Here is a 13,771-nt window from a genome sequence, read left to right on the forward strand (position 1 = left end):
AAGACCATGACGAAACCACAATCGTCCAGCAAGGATTCGGCCGCAGCGCGGGTAGGTCAGGACGAGCGGACGCTGCGCCGCGGCCGCACGCTCGGCGCCGCCTTCGGCGAATTCATCCGGCATCCTTCGCCCTGGCTGATCGGCACCACGCTGTTGGCGGCGCTGATCGGCCGAAGCATTGTGGGCGACTGGCACTTCACCGATGCGCTGGTACCCGCGGTCATGCTCGCGGTGTTCCCGGTCTTCGAATGGATCGTGCACGTCACGGTGCTGCATTGGCGGCCGCGGCGACTCGGCCCGATCCCGATCGATTGCGAGCTGGCCCGCAAACACCGTGCGCACCATGTCGATCCGCGCAATATCCCGCTGATCTTCATCCCGACCAAGACGCTGTCGGTACTGGTCCTCGTTCTGATCGCGATCGCGGCCCTGGCCTTTCCACGGTTGGGCCTCGGCTTGACCTTCCTGTCGATGATCACCGCCCTCGGCCTCGGCTATGAATGGACCCACTACCTGATCCACACCGACTACAAGCCGAAAAGCTCACTCTACCGGGCGGTTTGGCGCAACCACCGCCACCACCACTACAAGAACGAGCACTACTGGTTCACCGTGACCACCTCCGGCACCGCCGACCGTCTGCTCGGCACCTATCCGGACCCGTCGACCATCGCAACCTCCCCCACCGCCCGCCATCTCCACCGCACCTGACGGGCACCGAACTGAGCCCGTCCCCAGCAGGCGGCGCGCGATCGCCGCGGCACGCTCCGCCGCCGGGGTGTTCTCTGACCATCGCACCGTCGAGAACGAATTCGGCGGCCAGTTCCTCGGCATCGGATCGGCCCGCGGCGATAAGCAATTCGGCGAGATAGTCGATGACGCACCGCTTGTGCCGATCGACCGCATGGTGGGCAGCCGAACCCGGATCGGCAACTTCGACCATCGTGTTGATGAACGCACAGCCACGCGAGTTCCTTGCCGGCGAAGCGTTCCGAGAGCGCGTCGAAGACAGCCAGCCGACGGTCCGCCGCATCGCTCGCCTTCGCTTCGACGAACTCTGCTGACCACGCCAGCCACCGCCGCCGCATCTGCCCTCATACCCTCACCCCGTACCACCTTGACAGCCTACCCTAGGGGGGTATGGTAGATCCGAGTTCGACGGGACGACCCGCCGAAAAATCCGAACGGAGCCTCCCGATGAACGCAGCGAGCAAGTTCGCCGGCTTCACCCTCGGTCTCGCGGCGGTCTTCGGGATCGCACTGGCCCTCGGCGCTACGCTCGGGCCAGAGCCCACCAAGTCCGCGCACGACTCCGCGGGGCATGCGGCCATGGGCGAGTCCGGTGCCGACGAACTGCCCGCGGGACTCATGGCCAGCGAAAATGGCTACACGCTACGCTTGGATACCCCGCAAACCGCCGCGGCGGCGAACGTTGCGCTACGGTTTCGCATTCTGAACCGCGACGGCGCACCCGTCACCAGCTACGTCCGCAGCCACGACAAGGATCTGCACCTCATCGTGGTCCGCCGCGATATGGCCGCCTTCCAGCATGTGCATCCGGTACTCGACCAGACCGGTACCTGGAGCGTCCCGCTGGATCTCACCCGCGCCGGTGACTACCGGGTCTTCGCCGACTTCACACCCGATGGCGGTAAGAATCTGACGCTCGGTGCCGATCTGCGGGTCGCCGGTAACTACGACGCGCAGGTGCTGCCGGCCCCGTCGGCTGCCGCGCAGGTCGGCGCGTACACCGTCGCGCTGAACGGCACGGTCACCCCGGGCCAGCCATCGAAGGTCGCACTCACGGTCAGCCGCGATGGCAAACCGGTCACCGATCTGCAGCCCTATCTCGGGGCCTATGGTCACCTCGTGGCATTACGCGCCGCCGACCTCGCCTACCTGCACGTCCATCCGCAGGGCAGCCCCGGCGACGGCGTGACCCCGGCCGGACCAGGCATTACCTTCTACGTCGACGCGCCGAGTGCGGGCGACTACCGGCTCTTCCTCGATTTCCAGCACGAAGGCGTGGTTCGCACCGCCGAATTCACCCTCTCGGTCGCCGGTTCCGCAGTGATTCCCGCCGCGGAACCCACTGGACACGGCCACTGATCATTACCCCGAGTCGCACAGAACGGAGCACACGATGACCATCGCGACACAACCGTCCGCCGGACAGGTCGAATTGGTAATCGGTGGCATGACCTGCGCGTCCTGCGCCAATCGCATCGAAAAGAAGCTGAACAAGCTCGACGGCGTCACGGCGACGGTCAACTATGCGACGGAGAAGGCGCGGGTCGATTTCCGCGGTGATATCTCACCGGAGCAGCTGATTGCGACCGTGGAACAGGCCGGTTACACCGCCGCGCTGCCGAAGATCGAAGAACCCGAGGCGACCACCCCGGACGAGGATCCGACGGCGGCGCCGCGGACCCGACTGCTGGTTTCGCTGGTGTTGACGGTGCCGGTCATCGCGCTGGCCATGGTGCCCGCGTTGCAGTTCGACAGCTGGCAATGGCTTTCGCTGACACTGGCCGCGCCGGTCGTGGTGTGGGGCGCACTGCCCTTCCACCGAGCCGCCTGGGCCAACCTGCGGCACGGCACCGCCACCATGGACACCCTGGTATCGATGGGTACGCTCGCGGCGTTCGGCTGGTCGCTGTACGCGCTGTTCTGGGGCACGGCCGGAATGCCCGGTATGAAGCATCCGTTCGAGTTGACCATTGCGCGGATGGACGGCACCGGCAGCATCTATCTGGAGGCCGCCGCGGGTGTCACCACCTTCATCCTGGCCGGACGCTACTTCGAGGCGCGCTCCAAGCGACGAGCCGGGGCGGCACTGCGAGCACTGCTGGAGCTCGGTGCGAAGGAAGTTTCCGTGCTGCGCGGTACAGGGGGACCGCAGTCGACGGAGTCGGCGGGGTGGGCAAGCGCCGTGGAGCAGCGAATTCCGGTTGAGCAGTTGCGCGTTGGTGACATCTTCGTGGTGCGGCCCGGTGAGAAGATCGCCACCGATGGTGTAGTCGTAGAAGGTTCCTCGGCGGTCGACGCCTCGATGCTCACGGGAGAATCGGTGCCGGTCGAGGTCGGTCCCGAGGATGCTGTCGTCGGTGCGACGGTCAATGTCGGCGGGCGGATCGTGGTGCGCGCCCATCGCATCGGCGCCGACACCCAGCTGGCCCAGATGGCGAAACTGGTAGAAGACGCGCAAACCGGTAAGGCGCAGGCCCAGCGGTTGGCGGACCGCATCTCCGGGATTTTCGTGCCGATCGTGATCGCGCTGTCGGCCGCGACCCTCGGATTCTGGTTGGGCACCGGCGGTTCGGTCGCCGCGGCCTTCACCGCGGCGGTAGCGGTGCTGATCATCGCCTGCCCGTGCGCGCTCGGGCTGGCCACACCGACCGCGCTGCTGGTCGGCACCGGCCGCGGTGCGCAGCTGGGCATTCTGATCAAGGGGCCGGAGGTGCTGGAGTCGACCCGTCGCGTGGATACCGTGGTGCTCGATAAAACCGGCACCGTCACCACCGGCAAGATGACCCTGCTGGATGTCATTGCCGCCCAAGGCGAGGACACCGCCGAGGTGCTGGCATTGGCCGGGGCGCTGGAGGATTCGTCGGAGCACCCGATCGCCCAGGCGATTGCCAGGAGCGCGCGGGATAAGGGCGCTACCCTGCGGCAGGTCGAGGATTTCGCGAACATCGAGGGCCTCGGCGTGCAGGGTGTGGTGGACGGCCACGCGGTAGTCGTCGGGCGCGCAAGGCTGCTCGCGGACTGGTCGCAGCGGCTGGATACCGAGCTCGAGCGGGCCATGCACACCGCCGAATCCGAGGGCAAGACGGCGGTCGCGGTGGGTTGGGACGGTCAGGCACGCGGCGTGCTCGTGGTCGCGGATACGGTGAAACCCACCTCCGCCGAGGCGATCTCGCAGTTGACGGCCCTCGGTCTTACCCCGATCATGCTGACCGGCGATAACACCGCCGCCGCGAAAGCCATTGCGGCACAGGTCGGTATCGACGAGGTGATCGCGGAGGTGCTGCCCGCCGACAAGGTCGACACCGTCAAGCGACTGCAGGGCGAAGGCAAGGTGGTCGCGATGGTCGGCGACGGCGTCAACGATGCCGCGGCCCTGGCCCAAGCCGACCTCGGTCTGGCAATGGGCACCGGAACCGATGTCGCCATCGAGGCCAGCGACCTGACCCTGGTCCGCGGTGACCTGCGCGCGGCCGCCGATGCGATCCGGCTGTCCCGCAGGACCCTCGGCACCATCAAGGGCAATCTGTTTTGGGCCTTCGCCTACAACGTGGCGGCGATTCCGCTCGCCATGGCCGGACTACTGAACCCGATGCTCGCGGGCGCCGCGATGGCCTTCTCCTCGGTCTTCGTGGTCAGCAACAGCCTGCGCCTGCGTGGCTTCCGCTCCACCGCCCAATAATAAGGATCGGGTGGGACGGCGCCCATACCGTCCCGCCCGATCCCATGACTTACTGCAGAATGCCGCTATTTCCCAAGCCCATCGCGGCGCTTCCGGTGGCCCATGCGGCGAAAGCACTTCCGGTCGCGGCCAGGAGAGAGAGCAGAATCATCGGTTCGACCTTTCGCAGAGCAACAATCAGCAAACGAAAGCTACTGCCCCCCAAGGGCATCCACAATCGACTGGCCGATACTCTTGGCAACCTCTCGCGACATTGCCAGCCAATTCCCAGCAAGAAATTTCGCGGTCACTCGACGTGATGGATGTATCTCGAGCCGGTTCGTCCGGCGGACAACCGCCTGGACGCGCGTTGTCCTCCCGCAGCAGCGCGGCAAGGTCGGGTGGGGTGGGCATTGGCTGGCGGAGTCCGACCTGGGCGCGGCCGGTGTTGCCTTCGGGGTAGCGGCCGGTCAGTGAGCCAGGGGCGGCCAGGATGATCCGGATGATCTGGCCGAGAGTTTCGCGTCGGTCGCGTTGGCCGACCGCGAGCGCGAACATGGCGAAGTGGCTGCGGGTGTGCAGCCAGGGGTCGGGTTGCGACAGGATGTGCGCTCGTTCGAGGTGTACCCACCGTTGTGCGGGGTCGAGCGCCGTTTTCGCGGCCTGCATTTCCTCCACATAGCGAGCACGTGCAGCGGTCGAAATGTGTGGCATTACTGGTTCTTTCCGAATCGGATGGGGCAGGTGGTCAGTCGCAGCAATCGCAGTCGTGGCCGACTGCATCGGTGTTGGCGGGAGTGGGGCAGCAAATGTGCCCGCGCCAGGCGTTGACACCTTCCCTGACCGCGATGGCGGCGATGACCAGTGCCGCGATCGGGTCGGCCACGGTCCAGCCGAAGATGCTGTTGAGCAGCAACCCGACCAGCAGCACCGCCGAGAGATACGTGCAGAGCACGGGTCTGTTTGGAATCGGCAACCGCCGAGGCGGAACCGAGTTCCCGCCCGGCTCGCCGCTGCGCCCATGACAGCACGGGCATGACCACCAGACTGGCTGCGGCCAAACCGATCCCCATCGCGGAGTGCTCGGCCTCGCCGACGCCGAGCAGGCCGCGGACCGAGTCGACGCTGACATAGACCGCGATCGCGAAGAACGAGAACGCGATGACGCGCAAGGCGATCTGCTCCCGCGCGGCGGGGTCGCGTCCGGCGAACTGCCAGGCGAGTGCCGCCGCCGAGGACACCTCGATCACCGAGTCCAGCCCGAACCCGAGCAACGCGGTCGAGGACACCCGCGACCCTTCGGTGACAGCGATGATCGCCTCGATCACGTTGTAGGAGATCGTCATCGCGACGAACCACCGGATCCGCCGCGCCAGCAACGCCCGCCGCTGCGGCGACGGCCCCAAGACCGTAACCGCCGACGGCAAACCCAACGGCGCCGACATCAGCAGCACCCCTCGGTGTCGGAGACCGGACAACAAGCCGGATCGACGGCCAGCACCAGCCCGAGCAGATCCTCGAGCGCGGCGGCGATGCGCGGATCGGCCAACTCGTAGCGACTGCGTCGACCTTCCGGGACCACGACGACCAAACCGCACCCGCGAAGACAGGCCAAGTGATTGGACAGGATCTGCCGCGACACCCCGATCCGCTCGGCCAGTTCCGACGGATATCCCGGCCCGCCCCGCAGGCTCAGCAGGATCTGGGTGCGGGTCGGGTCGGACAGCGCGTGCCCGAACCGGGCCAGCGCGTCGAACTGCAGCTCGGTTTCCACAACTAAAATGATACAGAATTTTCTGTATTCATCTAGATCTGAACTGTTTGCGGCGGCATGAGCGGCGCCGCGACCCCATCCACCGCCGGGTCGAAACCCAACAGCTGCAACCGATCCCGTTTCAACCACGTCTCGTAGCCAGCATGGCCGCCGCTCGTCGGTGACTACCGCCGTTCCACATGATTGCGCTGCCTGCGCGGATGAAATGAGCAGAACCGCCCGGCGTCAGCACGCGTTTCCGCCAGCGCTCAGTGCGGTCGCTGTGCCACATTGGGGAATGTGGCAGGCATTATAGATTGGTCAATGTGACTCCTTCTGGAGTTCGGCGAAGCCGCGTAGAATTCGACCAGGTCGGGACAGCATTTTGGAGCCCTATCATGACCGACAGAAAGAATTCACACACGAAGTTCGCCCGGTTGGCGGCCGCCGCCGGTATAGCCGCAGCTGCCGCGATTCCGGTCGTCGCAGCCGCGGCGCAAGCGCCTACCGCGCACGCAACGACGCCCACGTCTGCAACTCAACTCGTCGACAAACCCGGTTGGGGCCACGGCCCCGGTTGGGGCGGCGGCGGTTGGGGTCACGGCGGTTGGGGTCACGGCGGCGGCTGGGGTCACGGGGGCGGCTGGGGTTGGGGCGGCGGCTGGGGTTGGGGCGGCGGCGGCTGGGGGAATTGGTGGAACCCACCCGGCTGGGGTGGTTGGGGCAGCTTCTAGCTCCGATGACCGAGCCCGACACGCACAGCGTGCCGGGCTCGCTCGCATCGAGTAACGATCATGTGAAGCCAGGTTCGACCAACCCGGCTGGAACTGGTGACGAGATGAAGATCGTGTGTATCGGTGGCGGGCCGGCCGGGCTGTACTTCGCTATTTCGATGAAGCGGCGCGACCCGGCCCATGACATCACGGTGATCGACCGCAATCCCCCCGGGTCCACCTATGGCTGGGGCGTCGTGTACTGGGACGACCTGCTCGATATTCTGTATCGGAATGACCCCGACAGCGCCGAGGCGGTGCGTGCCGGGTCGGTCCTATGGCGTGAACAGGCAATCCATGTGGGCGAGGACCAGACCGCCCATTTCGGGGGTTACGGGTTCAGTATGGGGCGCGCGGCATTGCTCGACGTACTTTCCCGACGGGCGGGCGACCTGGGCGTCGATGTCCAGCACGGGCGAGAGGTCCACGATCTGTCCGGCTTCGACGACACCGATCTCATCGTCGCCTCCGACGGTGCGAACAGCCAGGTACGGCAGCTGGGTAATCATCGTTTCGGCACCTCCGTCACACTCGGCGAGAATCGATATATCTGGCTCGGTACGGACAAGGTCTTCACCCGATTCACCTTCGCCTTCGAACACACTTCGGCCGGTTGGATCTGGTTCCATGCCTACCCGTCGGTTGCCGAAAAAATCAGCACCTGCATCGTTGAATGCCAACCGCGGACATGGCATGGACTGGGATTCGATTCCCTGGACAACCCGGAAAACTTGCGTGTTCTGGAGAACATCTTCACGCGCCTTCTCGACGGTCACTCGTTGATCAGCAAGACACGTGGCGAGTTCGCAAGGTGGAGCCGCTTTCCCGAGGTAACCAACAAGACCTGGTACCACGACAACGTGGTGCTACTCGGCGATGCAGCGCACACAACGCATTTCACTATCGGTTCGGGCACCCGGTTGGCAATCGTCGACGCCATCGTCCTCGCACAGAATCTCTACGAGCATGCCGAGGTCACCGACGCACTGGAGCACTACGATGCGCAGCGGCGCGCCGCGCTGCGCCCGATACAGGCGGCCGCCCGTGCCAGCATGTTCTGGTTCGAACACGCCGACCGGTATCTCGACCGCAGCGCCGTACAGTTCGCCTATGCGATGGCGGCTCGACACGGGCTACAAATGCCGTGGCGATATCAGCTACACCTGCTCACACAGGTATCCACTGTGCGCAAGATCCGGCGTGCCATCGACTCCGGACAGCGGTGGTGGCGGGCAGCCCGACGAGGGGAACTGGCGATGGCACTGCCCTCGCCACGACGCCCACCCGAACCGATCCCGACGGATCAGTCGAAGTTCTGATCCGCGCACAAACCAGGCACCGAGCAGCAACTATTGAACTACCCTCCTCTTCACCCCCGAAGGAAACCGCCGCCGACCACCCGAAGACGAGATCGATTGAACGCGGCGGCCGGCACCCACAAGAGCTGCACCGCAGACATGGGAATGACTTCGAATCGCGTGTGGCGTGCTACGCGCCATTGAATTCGATACCGCTTAAGGTCTGACTCGGTCCGCCCATCAGGGGCAGTTGAGTGGAGGGATTCGAAGATGAAGTTCGAGAAAATCACTGCTGCCGTTTTCATGGCCGTCGCGGCGGTGGGTATCACTGCGGCAACCGCCCATGCAGAGCCAGCCGTAACGGGGCAGCCGACCGCGGTGACTGCGGCGGACGCGACTTCCGGTGTGGATCACGGAATCGATTACCAGATCACCGTTTCGCCAGTCGACCGGGTGATTACCACCACCGTCGAGAACGGCAAGTTCGAGATCGCGCAGAACGGTGCGGTGGTGCTCGAGTCCGGCGACGGAGCGGCGGTGACCGAGATACCGCAATGGTTCGCCGTCGATGGGCGTTCGATCGCGATTGCGCAGCACATCGATGCGGACGGTCGCACTCTGGCGGTGACACCGACCCCCACGGCGGAAGATATTGCGCAACTGAAAGACATCAGCTCCTACGACCGGCTCAAGGAGCAGATCAACAAGAACCTGCCTGGCGTCGTCGGCGGTGCCATCGTAGGCGGCCTCCTCGGGGCGTGTCTGCCCCTGATATGGGGAATCAGCATCCCCGTGGGTGCGCTGATCGGTGGAACCGTCGGCGGGTACGTCCAGGGCGGCCCGGAGTTCCTCGACGCAGTACAGGCGCTCGCCACCGGCCAGCCGTGATAGCGGGCAGCTGACATAGCGGCCGACCGGTCGGGCGTTGAGGAGCTGCGGAGACTCACAATGCTCGATGGTCTGCATGTGATGGTCGCGGGGGGATCTGGTGCAGGCGTGGCCGGGAGTGTTTCCCGGCCCGGCCCAGCACGTGGTCATGTATCAGCGACTCGAGAAACGTGCCCTGGAGAAAGGGGCGCACGACTTCGGCACCGTCGTGCTCGAGGATATCGAGATCGCAAACGGCAACGGCTTATACGTGGCGACGCAGTCCACGTCGAACATCCTCGTCACTGCTGTCCGTGCCGATGGCGACACACTTCACCAATGCGCCGTAATCGGAGGAGACGGATCCGGAGCACGTCGGGCGAGTTCGGGTGGGCGTGTGTGCGTGCCGGGGCAGCTACCGGCACGCTTCCCGGGCCACCGGCCGGCGACTCCTCTCGACCGGTAGGCACCAGTGGTGACCAGGCTCCCACCACGACACGACGAACAGGGTGGAGCTTCTGAGTGGTGCTCCAGCTCGAAAGGGCATAGCTAGTCGAGGCGGGTGGCGGTCACGGCCCACGCGGGCAGGTGTACCCGGTTGTTTTTCAGCAACGGCGCAATGGTCTGGAGTTGTTCCAGCAACGGCTTCATCCGCTCGGCCCATCCCGAGTCCTCGCCCATCTCCTTGGTGAGATGGGTAAACGTTTCCGGGCTGAAGGTCGCTTGGTAGGTGGTGGTGCCCAGGTAGTCGATGCGCCACCTGGCCGCGGGAAGGACCCGCTCGAAATTTTCCGCCGGCAAACCTTCGGGCTGCAGGCCGTTGACGTTGTGGCGTCCGATTTCGAACATGAACAGTCGCGCCCCCGATTTCGTGGCCCGGTGCAGGGCCTGCATGTACTGGGTCTGCATTTGCTCGTCGTCGAGGAACACGTGGTAGAACGCGCTGTCGACGACGGTATCGAACCGATCCTCCAGCCCGTCGAGTCTGGTGGCATCGGCTACTGCGAAGTCCACCCGCACCCCGGCGCGCCGCGCGTTGCGCTCGGCCCGCTCGATCGCCGTGGGCGACGCGTCGATCCCGGTGGTCGAGTACCCCTTGGACGCGTAGTGGATCGCGTGATGTCCCGGGCCGGTTCCGGGGTCGAGCACCTCGCCACGCACAGCGCCGTAGGCCACCAACTGCTGCACCACCGGCTGTGGGCCGCCGATGTCCCAGGGGATCAACGCCGCGGCATCCGGCTCCGGCGACGCGTCACGGTAGAGCGCTTCGAAGTCTGGCTGACCGTTGTGGTCGGGTTCGGTGTTCATGACTCCTCCTTTGATTGCGGACGGGCCACACCTGAAGGGTCGTACAGGAGATAAGACCAATGGTTCCGCAATTCGGTGGCGGATGCCATCGACTGTCGTGACTGCGGGTCGGGGCCGTGCGCGTCCCCGCCTTCGATGACGGGCAGGCGGAACGCTCGAGTTCATGGACCAAGCCGTATCGAGCACGGTCGCGCTCGGGACGAACGACGCAGCGGCCCAACCGAATCCAGCAACCACACCGAAGCAGCTCGACAGATACACAGGTATCGCGCGTTGTCGATTTCCAACCGTTGCGTGACCGGAACCGAAGCCACCTAGGTGGGATCGAATCACTTCCGGGTGCATTGCCGTGCACCCTGGGTGTCCTTTCGGCGCGGTCCGGTGTCGGCGAGGCTGGACAGCGTCACCACGACAGCGGGACCGCCCCGCCACACGAACACGAAGGAGGACCCACATGACCACCAACCAGCGCTCGACCCGCCGCCCCCACCGGTTCGCTCGCGCCCTGGCGATCGCCGCGGCACCCGCCCTGCTGGGCGTGGGCTTGGTGACGGCCGGCGTGGCCCAGGCCGATCAGGACCCCAACCTGCCGACCTGCCGCTGGCCCAACCTGGTGTGCGGCCCGCAGACCAATCTGACCCCCGGCGGCCAGAGCAACCTCACACCGGGCGGCCAGAACAACCTCACCCCCGGCGGCAAGACCAACCTCACCCCCGGCCGCTGATCAGGGCTCCGGCCAGTGCGGCCCCGCCGCACTGGCTCGACCCCAACTAACTTCTGCGCGTCGCATCCACTACACAGGCATCCACGGCTCGCACCCGCTCGTCTCCCGGCGAAATACTCAGCGGTGACGACGAGGCCTTCGGGAATTGCGAGTTGCTGCGTGCGCCACCGGTGGAGGCGAAGACGACGTGGTCGCGCAGGATCCACACGTCCGAACGCTCTTCCATCTGTCCAGATGCGTCGAGGGTTGTCGCACCGAAGAACGTGAGACGACCGTCAATGATCACCGTCGCATTGGTGAGCCGGTAACCATCCATGGTCAGGCCCGCTTGCACCTGCGCGACGACACTGTCCGACGCTGGCGCGCATCGCGGATCCGACACCGACGCCAGCGCAGCGGCCGGTGCGGTTGGCGGCGCAATAGGAGCTGAGCTGCTCGTTGTACTCGCCGCAGTCGATTCCGACTCTTCCTCACCCAGGCCGAGCGCCTTTGAGATGAGCACAACGACGACTATCAGTGCGAACACACTGACAACGCTCGTGATCAGAGCGTGCACCACAGCCTTGGATTGCCCGCGTATGCCAAGGCTTTCGTCTGGTTCGATGGACATGGGAATCCCTTTGTGCGATTGACGGATTGACCGCGCCGCGAGCACCTATCGACCCTGCGCACGAGGCGCAGGAGTCAGTCTTTTCACGGCACGCCATGGCAACGTTAGCGCCATAGGAACCCGAGCAGCGCGCCGATCTACACTCACGAAATCGTGCCCACGGTGTGACCAGCAACGAAGTGTTACAACAAGTTTGGCCGCCTGTAGGCTTCCAGTGGAAGGGTTATGCGCGCCGCGGTTGTGGCCCGAGCCTCCGCGCAGCGGTTGGGTGGCGAGCTTTGGTGGTGCGGGAGTGAGTCGTCGGCGATAGTGTGCCGCGGCTGCGTGTCGTCGGCCCTGATGGGCGTCGTATACCGAGACGTTGTACCGCCACGTCCCACGACGCAAACGCCGCAACTGAGATCGGCAAGGACACCCGCCGAACACGGCTGACAATGTAGATTGCATCTACATAGATCATGTCTACATAGATTTGGATTACAGACGGGGCTCCGGTGGCAGCATCAGGTTTCGTCGGCCGAAAAACCGAGCTAAGACTTCTAAGGACTCGCTTGCAGCGTGTCGCGGAATCCCCGAGGCTGCCTGAATGGTCGATGACCAGGACTTATACCTGTCTCGGCGCTGCACGATTCGCCTGGTCAATAGACTGAGCCAACCCAAATGTCGGGCCAACTTGCCATACGGCAGAGGCGGATAGAAGTCGGGCGCGAAAGCACAGTCGAGTAAGCATTCCGAGGCGTCAGTGGTCAGGTCGCCGGACACGTTGACCAGGTCGTCGCCACCGGCACGAACGAGATGCGCTCCGACTCGGTCGGCAGCGATTCGACCTGAGACCGCTCAGAATCAGCGCGCCGCTCCGTCTGCATTGACATGAAGCTCACCGTTCAGACATTCCTGACCCTCGACGGCGTGATGCAGGCCCCCGGCGGACCTGAGGAAGATCCCAGCGATGCCTTCCCCCACGGCGGCTGGCAAGCCCCGTTCCCGGACCAAGCCGTCGGCGAGTTCGTCACCGAACTCAACAGCCACGCCAGCGCGTTCCTGTTCGGTCGCAGAACCTTCGACATCTTCCGCGGCTACTGGCCCGATCAGACCGACCCCGACAACCCCATCGCCACCGCGATCAACTCGCTGCCCAAATACGTCGCATCCAACTCCCTCAGCGAAGCCGATGCCACCTGGCGCGGCGAACACCCCGACACCGCTCGCCTCCTCACCGGCGACGTCGTCGCGGCGGTGCAGGCGCTGAAGGACGAACCCGGCGACGAGCTGCAGATCTGGGGAAGCGGCAAACTGCTCCAGACGCTGTTGCAGCACGAACTCGTCGACCGCTTCCGCCTGATGACGTTTCCGCTGATGCTCGGCTCCGGTCGCCGCCTGTTCAACGCCGGCATCCTCCCGGCGACAATGCGCCCTGTCGAGCTCACCGTGACCGATCTCGGCATCGTCCTCGGCACCTACGAACCAGCCGGCCCGGTTCGCCACGGCCAGATGTAACCCGATTGCGGGGATGACCGTGCCAGGCAGTCACATCGCGGCTGGCCGTCACCGTGGCGATCACGGCGATGCGCACCGGTCTGATGTCGTCCTGATTCCCAACCTCGGGTCAGCCGGGTGATCGACAACCCCGAGCACCCATCCTTGATCGACACCATTCGCGCAGTACCCAAGCCTTGAAGCTCGACGTGCGCGATGTCGCGTACGGGTCCGGAATCGCGCACGAACTCGACGAGACATGCACCGCGCCAACTGGAAGCAGCTCTCCTGGTCGCGAGCAACGCAAACACATCACCGAACTCATCCGCGCGCCTGCGGCGACGAACCGACATCCAAAGCCACCGTTGAAGATTCAGACACACATTCGCCATCCGCTAGATCGTCTTCCGTTTGGCTATCATCGGAGCCAATGCATGTCGAGTTGATGTTCGATTCTTTGGATGGACTGTCCGTGGGGGACGCTTTGGGGCAGCAGTTCCCGATCATGCGCCGATCCATCGCAGATCTTCGGGCAGGTAATCTCCCTGCCGGAC

General features: G+C 65.0%; 11 protein-coding genes and 2 pseudogenes. 8 read left to right on the forward strand and 5 right to left on the reverse strand.

The window, feature by feature from the left end; all coding sequences use genetic code 11:
* The first annotated feature begins 6 nt into the window (after positions 1–6).
* The 3 genes from ACW2Q0_RS30675 to ACW2Q0_RS30685 all read left to right on the forward strand — a co-directional run bounded on the left by ACW2Q0_RS30675 (position 7) and on the right by ACW2Q0_RS30685 (position 4,429).
* The gene (locus tag ACW2Q0_RS30675; RefSeq protein WP_457194427.1) at positions 7–711 is read left to right on the forward strand and encodes a sterol desaturase family protein; all 705 of its coding nucleotides are present in this window, start codon (positions 7–9) and stop codon (positions 709–711) included.
* A 486-nt stretch (positions 712–1,197) separates the two neighbouring features.
* The gene (locus ACW2Q0_RS30680; protein ID WP_457194417.1) at positions 1,198–2,109 is read left to right on the forward strand and encodes a hypothetical protein; all 912 of its coding nucleotides are present in this window, start codon (positions 1,198–1,200) and stop codon (positions 2,107–2,109) included.
* Between the two features lie 34 nt (positions 2,110–2,143).
* Positions 2,144–4,429: a heavy metal translocating P-type ATPase gene (locus ACW2Q0_RS30685; protein ID WP_457194418.1), complete on the forward strand. Its 2,286-nt coding sequence runs from the start codon at positions 2,144–2,146 to the stop codon at positions 4,427–4,429.
* Between the two features lie 360 nt (positions 4,430–4,789).
* Here ACW2Q0_RS30685 and ACW2Q0_RS30690 read toward each other — a convergent pair.
* The 3 genes and pseudogenes from ACW2Q0_RS30690 to ACW2Q0_RS30700 form a co-directional block, all read right to left on the reverse strand.
* Positions 4,790–5,122 (reverse strand): annotated as a pseudogene (locus tag ACW2Q0_RS30690) (DUF3703 domain-containing protein); the annotation flags it as partial.
* Positions 5,123–5,156: 34 nt separating this feature from the next.
* A pseudogene (locus ACW2Q0_RS30695) lies at positions 5,157–5,853 on the reverse strand (cation transporter).
* A complete protein-coding gene (locus tag ACW2Q0_RS30700; RefSeq protein WP_457194419.1) occupies positions 5,853–6,182 on the reverse strand; it encodes an ArsR/SmtB family transcription factor in 330 nt (109 codons plus the stop codon). Before ACW2Q0_RS30700 ends, ACW2Q0_RS30695 begins: the two are co-directional and overlap by 1 nt.
* Before the next feature lie 377 nt (positions 6,183–6,559).
* Here ACW2Q0_RS30700 and ACW2Q0_RS30705 point away from each other — a divergent pair, with 377 nt between their 5' ends.
* The 3 genes from ACW2Q0_RS30705 (at position 6,560) to ACW2Q0_RS30715 (ending at position 9,120) form a co-directional block, all read left to right on the forward strand.
* Positions 6,560–6,895 (forward strand): hypothetical protein, encoded by a 336-nt coding sequence (locus ACW2Q0_RS30705; RefSeq protein WP_457194420.1) that lies wholly within the window; start codon positions 6,560–6,562, stop codon positions 6,893–6,895.
* Between the two features lie 5 nt (positions 6,896–6,900).
* On the forward strand, positions 6,901–8,253 hold the full coding sequence (locus tag ACW2Q0_RS30710) for an FAD-dependent monooxygenase (RefSeq protein WP_457194421.1): 1,353 nt from the start codon (positions 6,901–6,903) through the stop codon (positions 8,251–8,253).
* A gap of 282 nt (positions 8,254–8,535) precedes the next feature.
* Positions 8,536–9,120 (forward strand): hypothetical protein, encoded by a 585-nt coding sequence (locus ACW2Q0_RS30715; RefSeq protein ID WP_457194422.1) that lies wholly within the window; start codon positions 8,536–8,538, stop codon positions 9,118–9,120.
* 528 nt (positions 9,121–9,648) lie between these two features.
* Here the strand turns inward: ACW2Q0_RS30715 and ACW2Q0_RS30720 are convergent.
* Complete coding sequence (locus tag ACW2Q0_RS30720; protein WP_457194423.1) at positions 9,649–10,407, reverse strand: class I SAM-dependent methyltransferase; 759 nt, start codon at positions 10,405–10,407, stop codon at positions 9,649–9,651.
* A 454-nt stretch (positions 10,408–10,861) separates the two neighbouring features.
* Between ACW2Q0_RS30720 and ACW2Q0_RS30725 the strand changes: the two genes are divergently transcribed.
* The gene (locus tag ACW2Q0_RS30725; RefSeq protein ID WP_457194424.1) at positions 10,862–11,131 is read left to right on the forward strand and encodes a hypothetical protein; all 270 of its coding nucleotides are present in this window, start codon (positions 10,862–10,864) and stop codon (positions 11,129–11,131) included.
* 46 nt (positions 11,132–11,177) lie between these two features.
* Here the strand turns inward: ACW2Q0_RS30725 and ACW2Q0_RS30730 are convergent, their stop codons facing one another.
* Complete coding sequence (locus ACW2Q0_RS30730) at positions 11,178–11,786, reverse strand: hypothetical protein (RefSeq protein ID WP_457194425.1); 609 nt, start codon at positions 11,784–11,786, stop codon at positions 11,178–11,180.
* An 825-nt stretch (positions 11,787–12,611) separates the two neighbouring features.
* Here ACW2Q0_RS30730 and ACW2Q0_RS30735 point away from each other — a divergent pair.
* On the forward strand, positions 12,612–13,238 hold the full coding sequence (locus ACW2Q0_RS30735) for a dihydrofolate reductase family protein (RefSeq protein ID WP_457194426.1): 627 nt from the start codon (positions 12,612–12,614) through the stop codon (positions 13,236–13,238).
* Positions 13,239–13,771: the final 533 nt, after the last annotated feature.

This window comes from Nocardia citri, assembly GCF_054065835.1.

Excerpts from the sequence above, each read along its gene's own strand:
- ACW2Q0_RS30675 (WP_457194427.1), top strand. The coding sequence starts at position 7 with ATGACGAAACCACAATCGTCCAGCAAGGATTCGGCCGCAGCGCGGGTA.
- ACW2Q0_RS30685 (WP_457194418.1), top strand. The coding sequence starts at position 2,144 with ATGACCATCGCGACACAACCGTCCGCCGGACAGGTCGAATTGGTAATC.
- ACW2Q0_RS30720 (WP_457194423.1), bottom strand. The coding sequence starts at position 10,407 with ATGAACACCGAACCCGACCACAACGGTCAGCCAGACTTCGAAGCGCTC.
- ACW2Q0_RS30725 (WP_457194424.1), top strand. The coding sequence starts at position 10,862 with ATGACCACCAACCAGCGCTCGACCCGCCGCCCCCACCGGTTCGCTCGC.
- ACW2Q0_RS30710 (WP_457194421.1), top strand. The coding sequence starts at position 6,901 with ATGACCGAGCCCGACACGCACAGCGTGCCGGGCTCGCTCGCATCGAGT.
- ACW2Q0_RS30715 (WP_457194422.1), top strand. The coding sequence starts at position 8,536 with ATGGCCGTCGCGGCGGTGGGTATCACTGCGGCAACCGCCCATGCAGAG.
- ACW2Q0_RS30735 (WP_457194426.1), top strand. The coding sequence starts at position 12,612 with ATGAAGCTCACCGTTCAGACATTCCTGACCCTCGACGGCGTGATGCAG.
- ACW2Q0_RS30680 (WP_457194417.1), top strand. The coding sequence starts at position 1,198 with ATGAACGCAGCGAGCAAGTTCGCCGGCTTCACCCTCGGTCTCGCGGCG.
- ACW2Q0_RS30705 (WP_457194420.1), top strand. The coding sequence starts at position 6,560 with ATGACCGACAGAAAGAATTCACACACGAAGTTCGCCCGGTTGGCGGCC.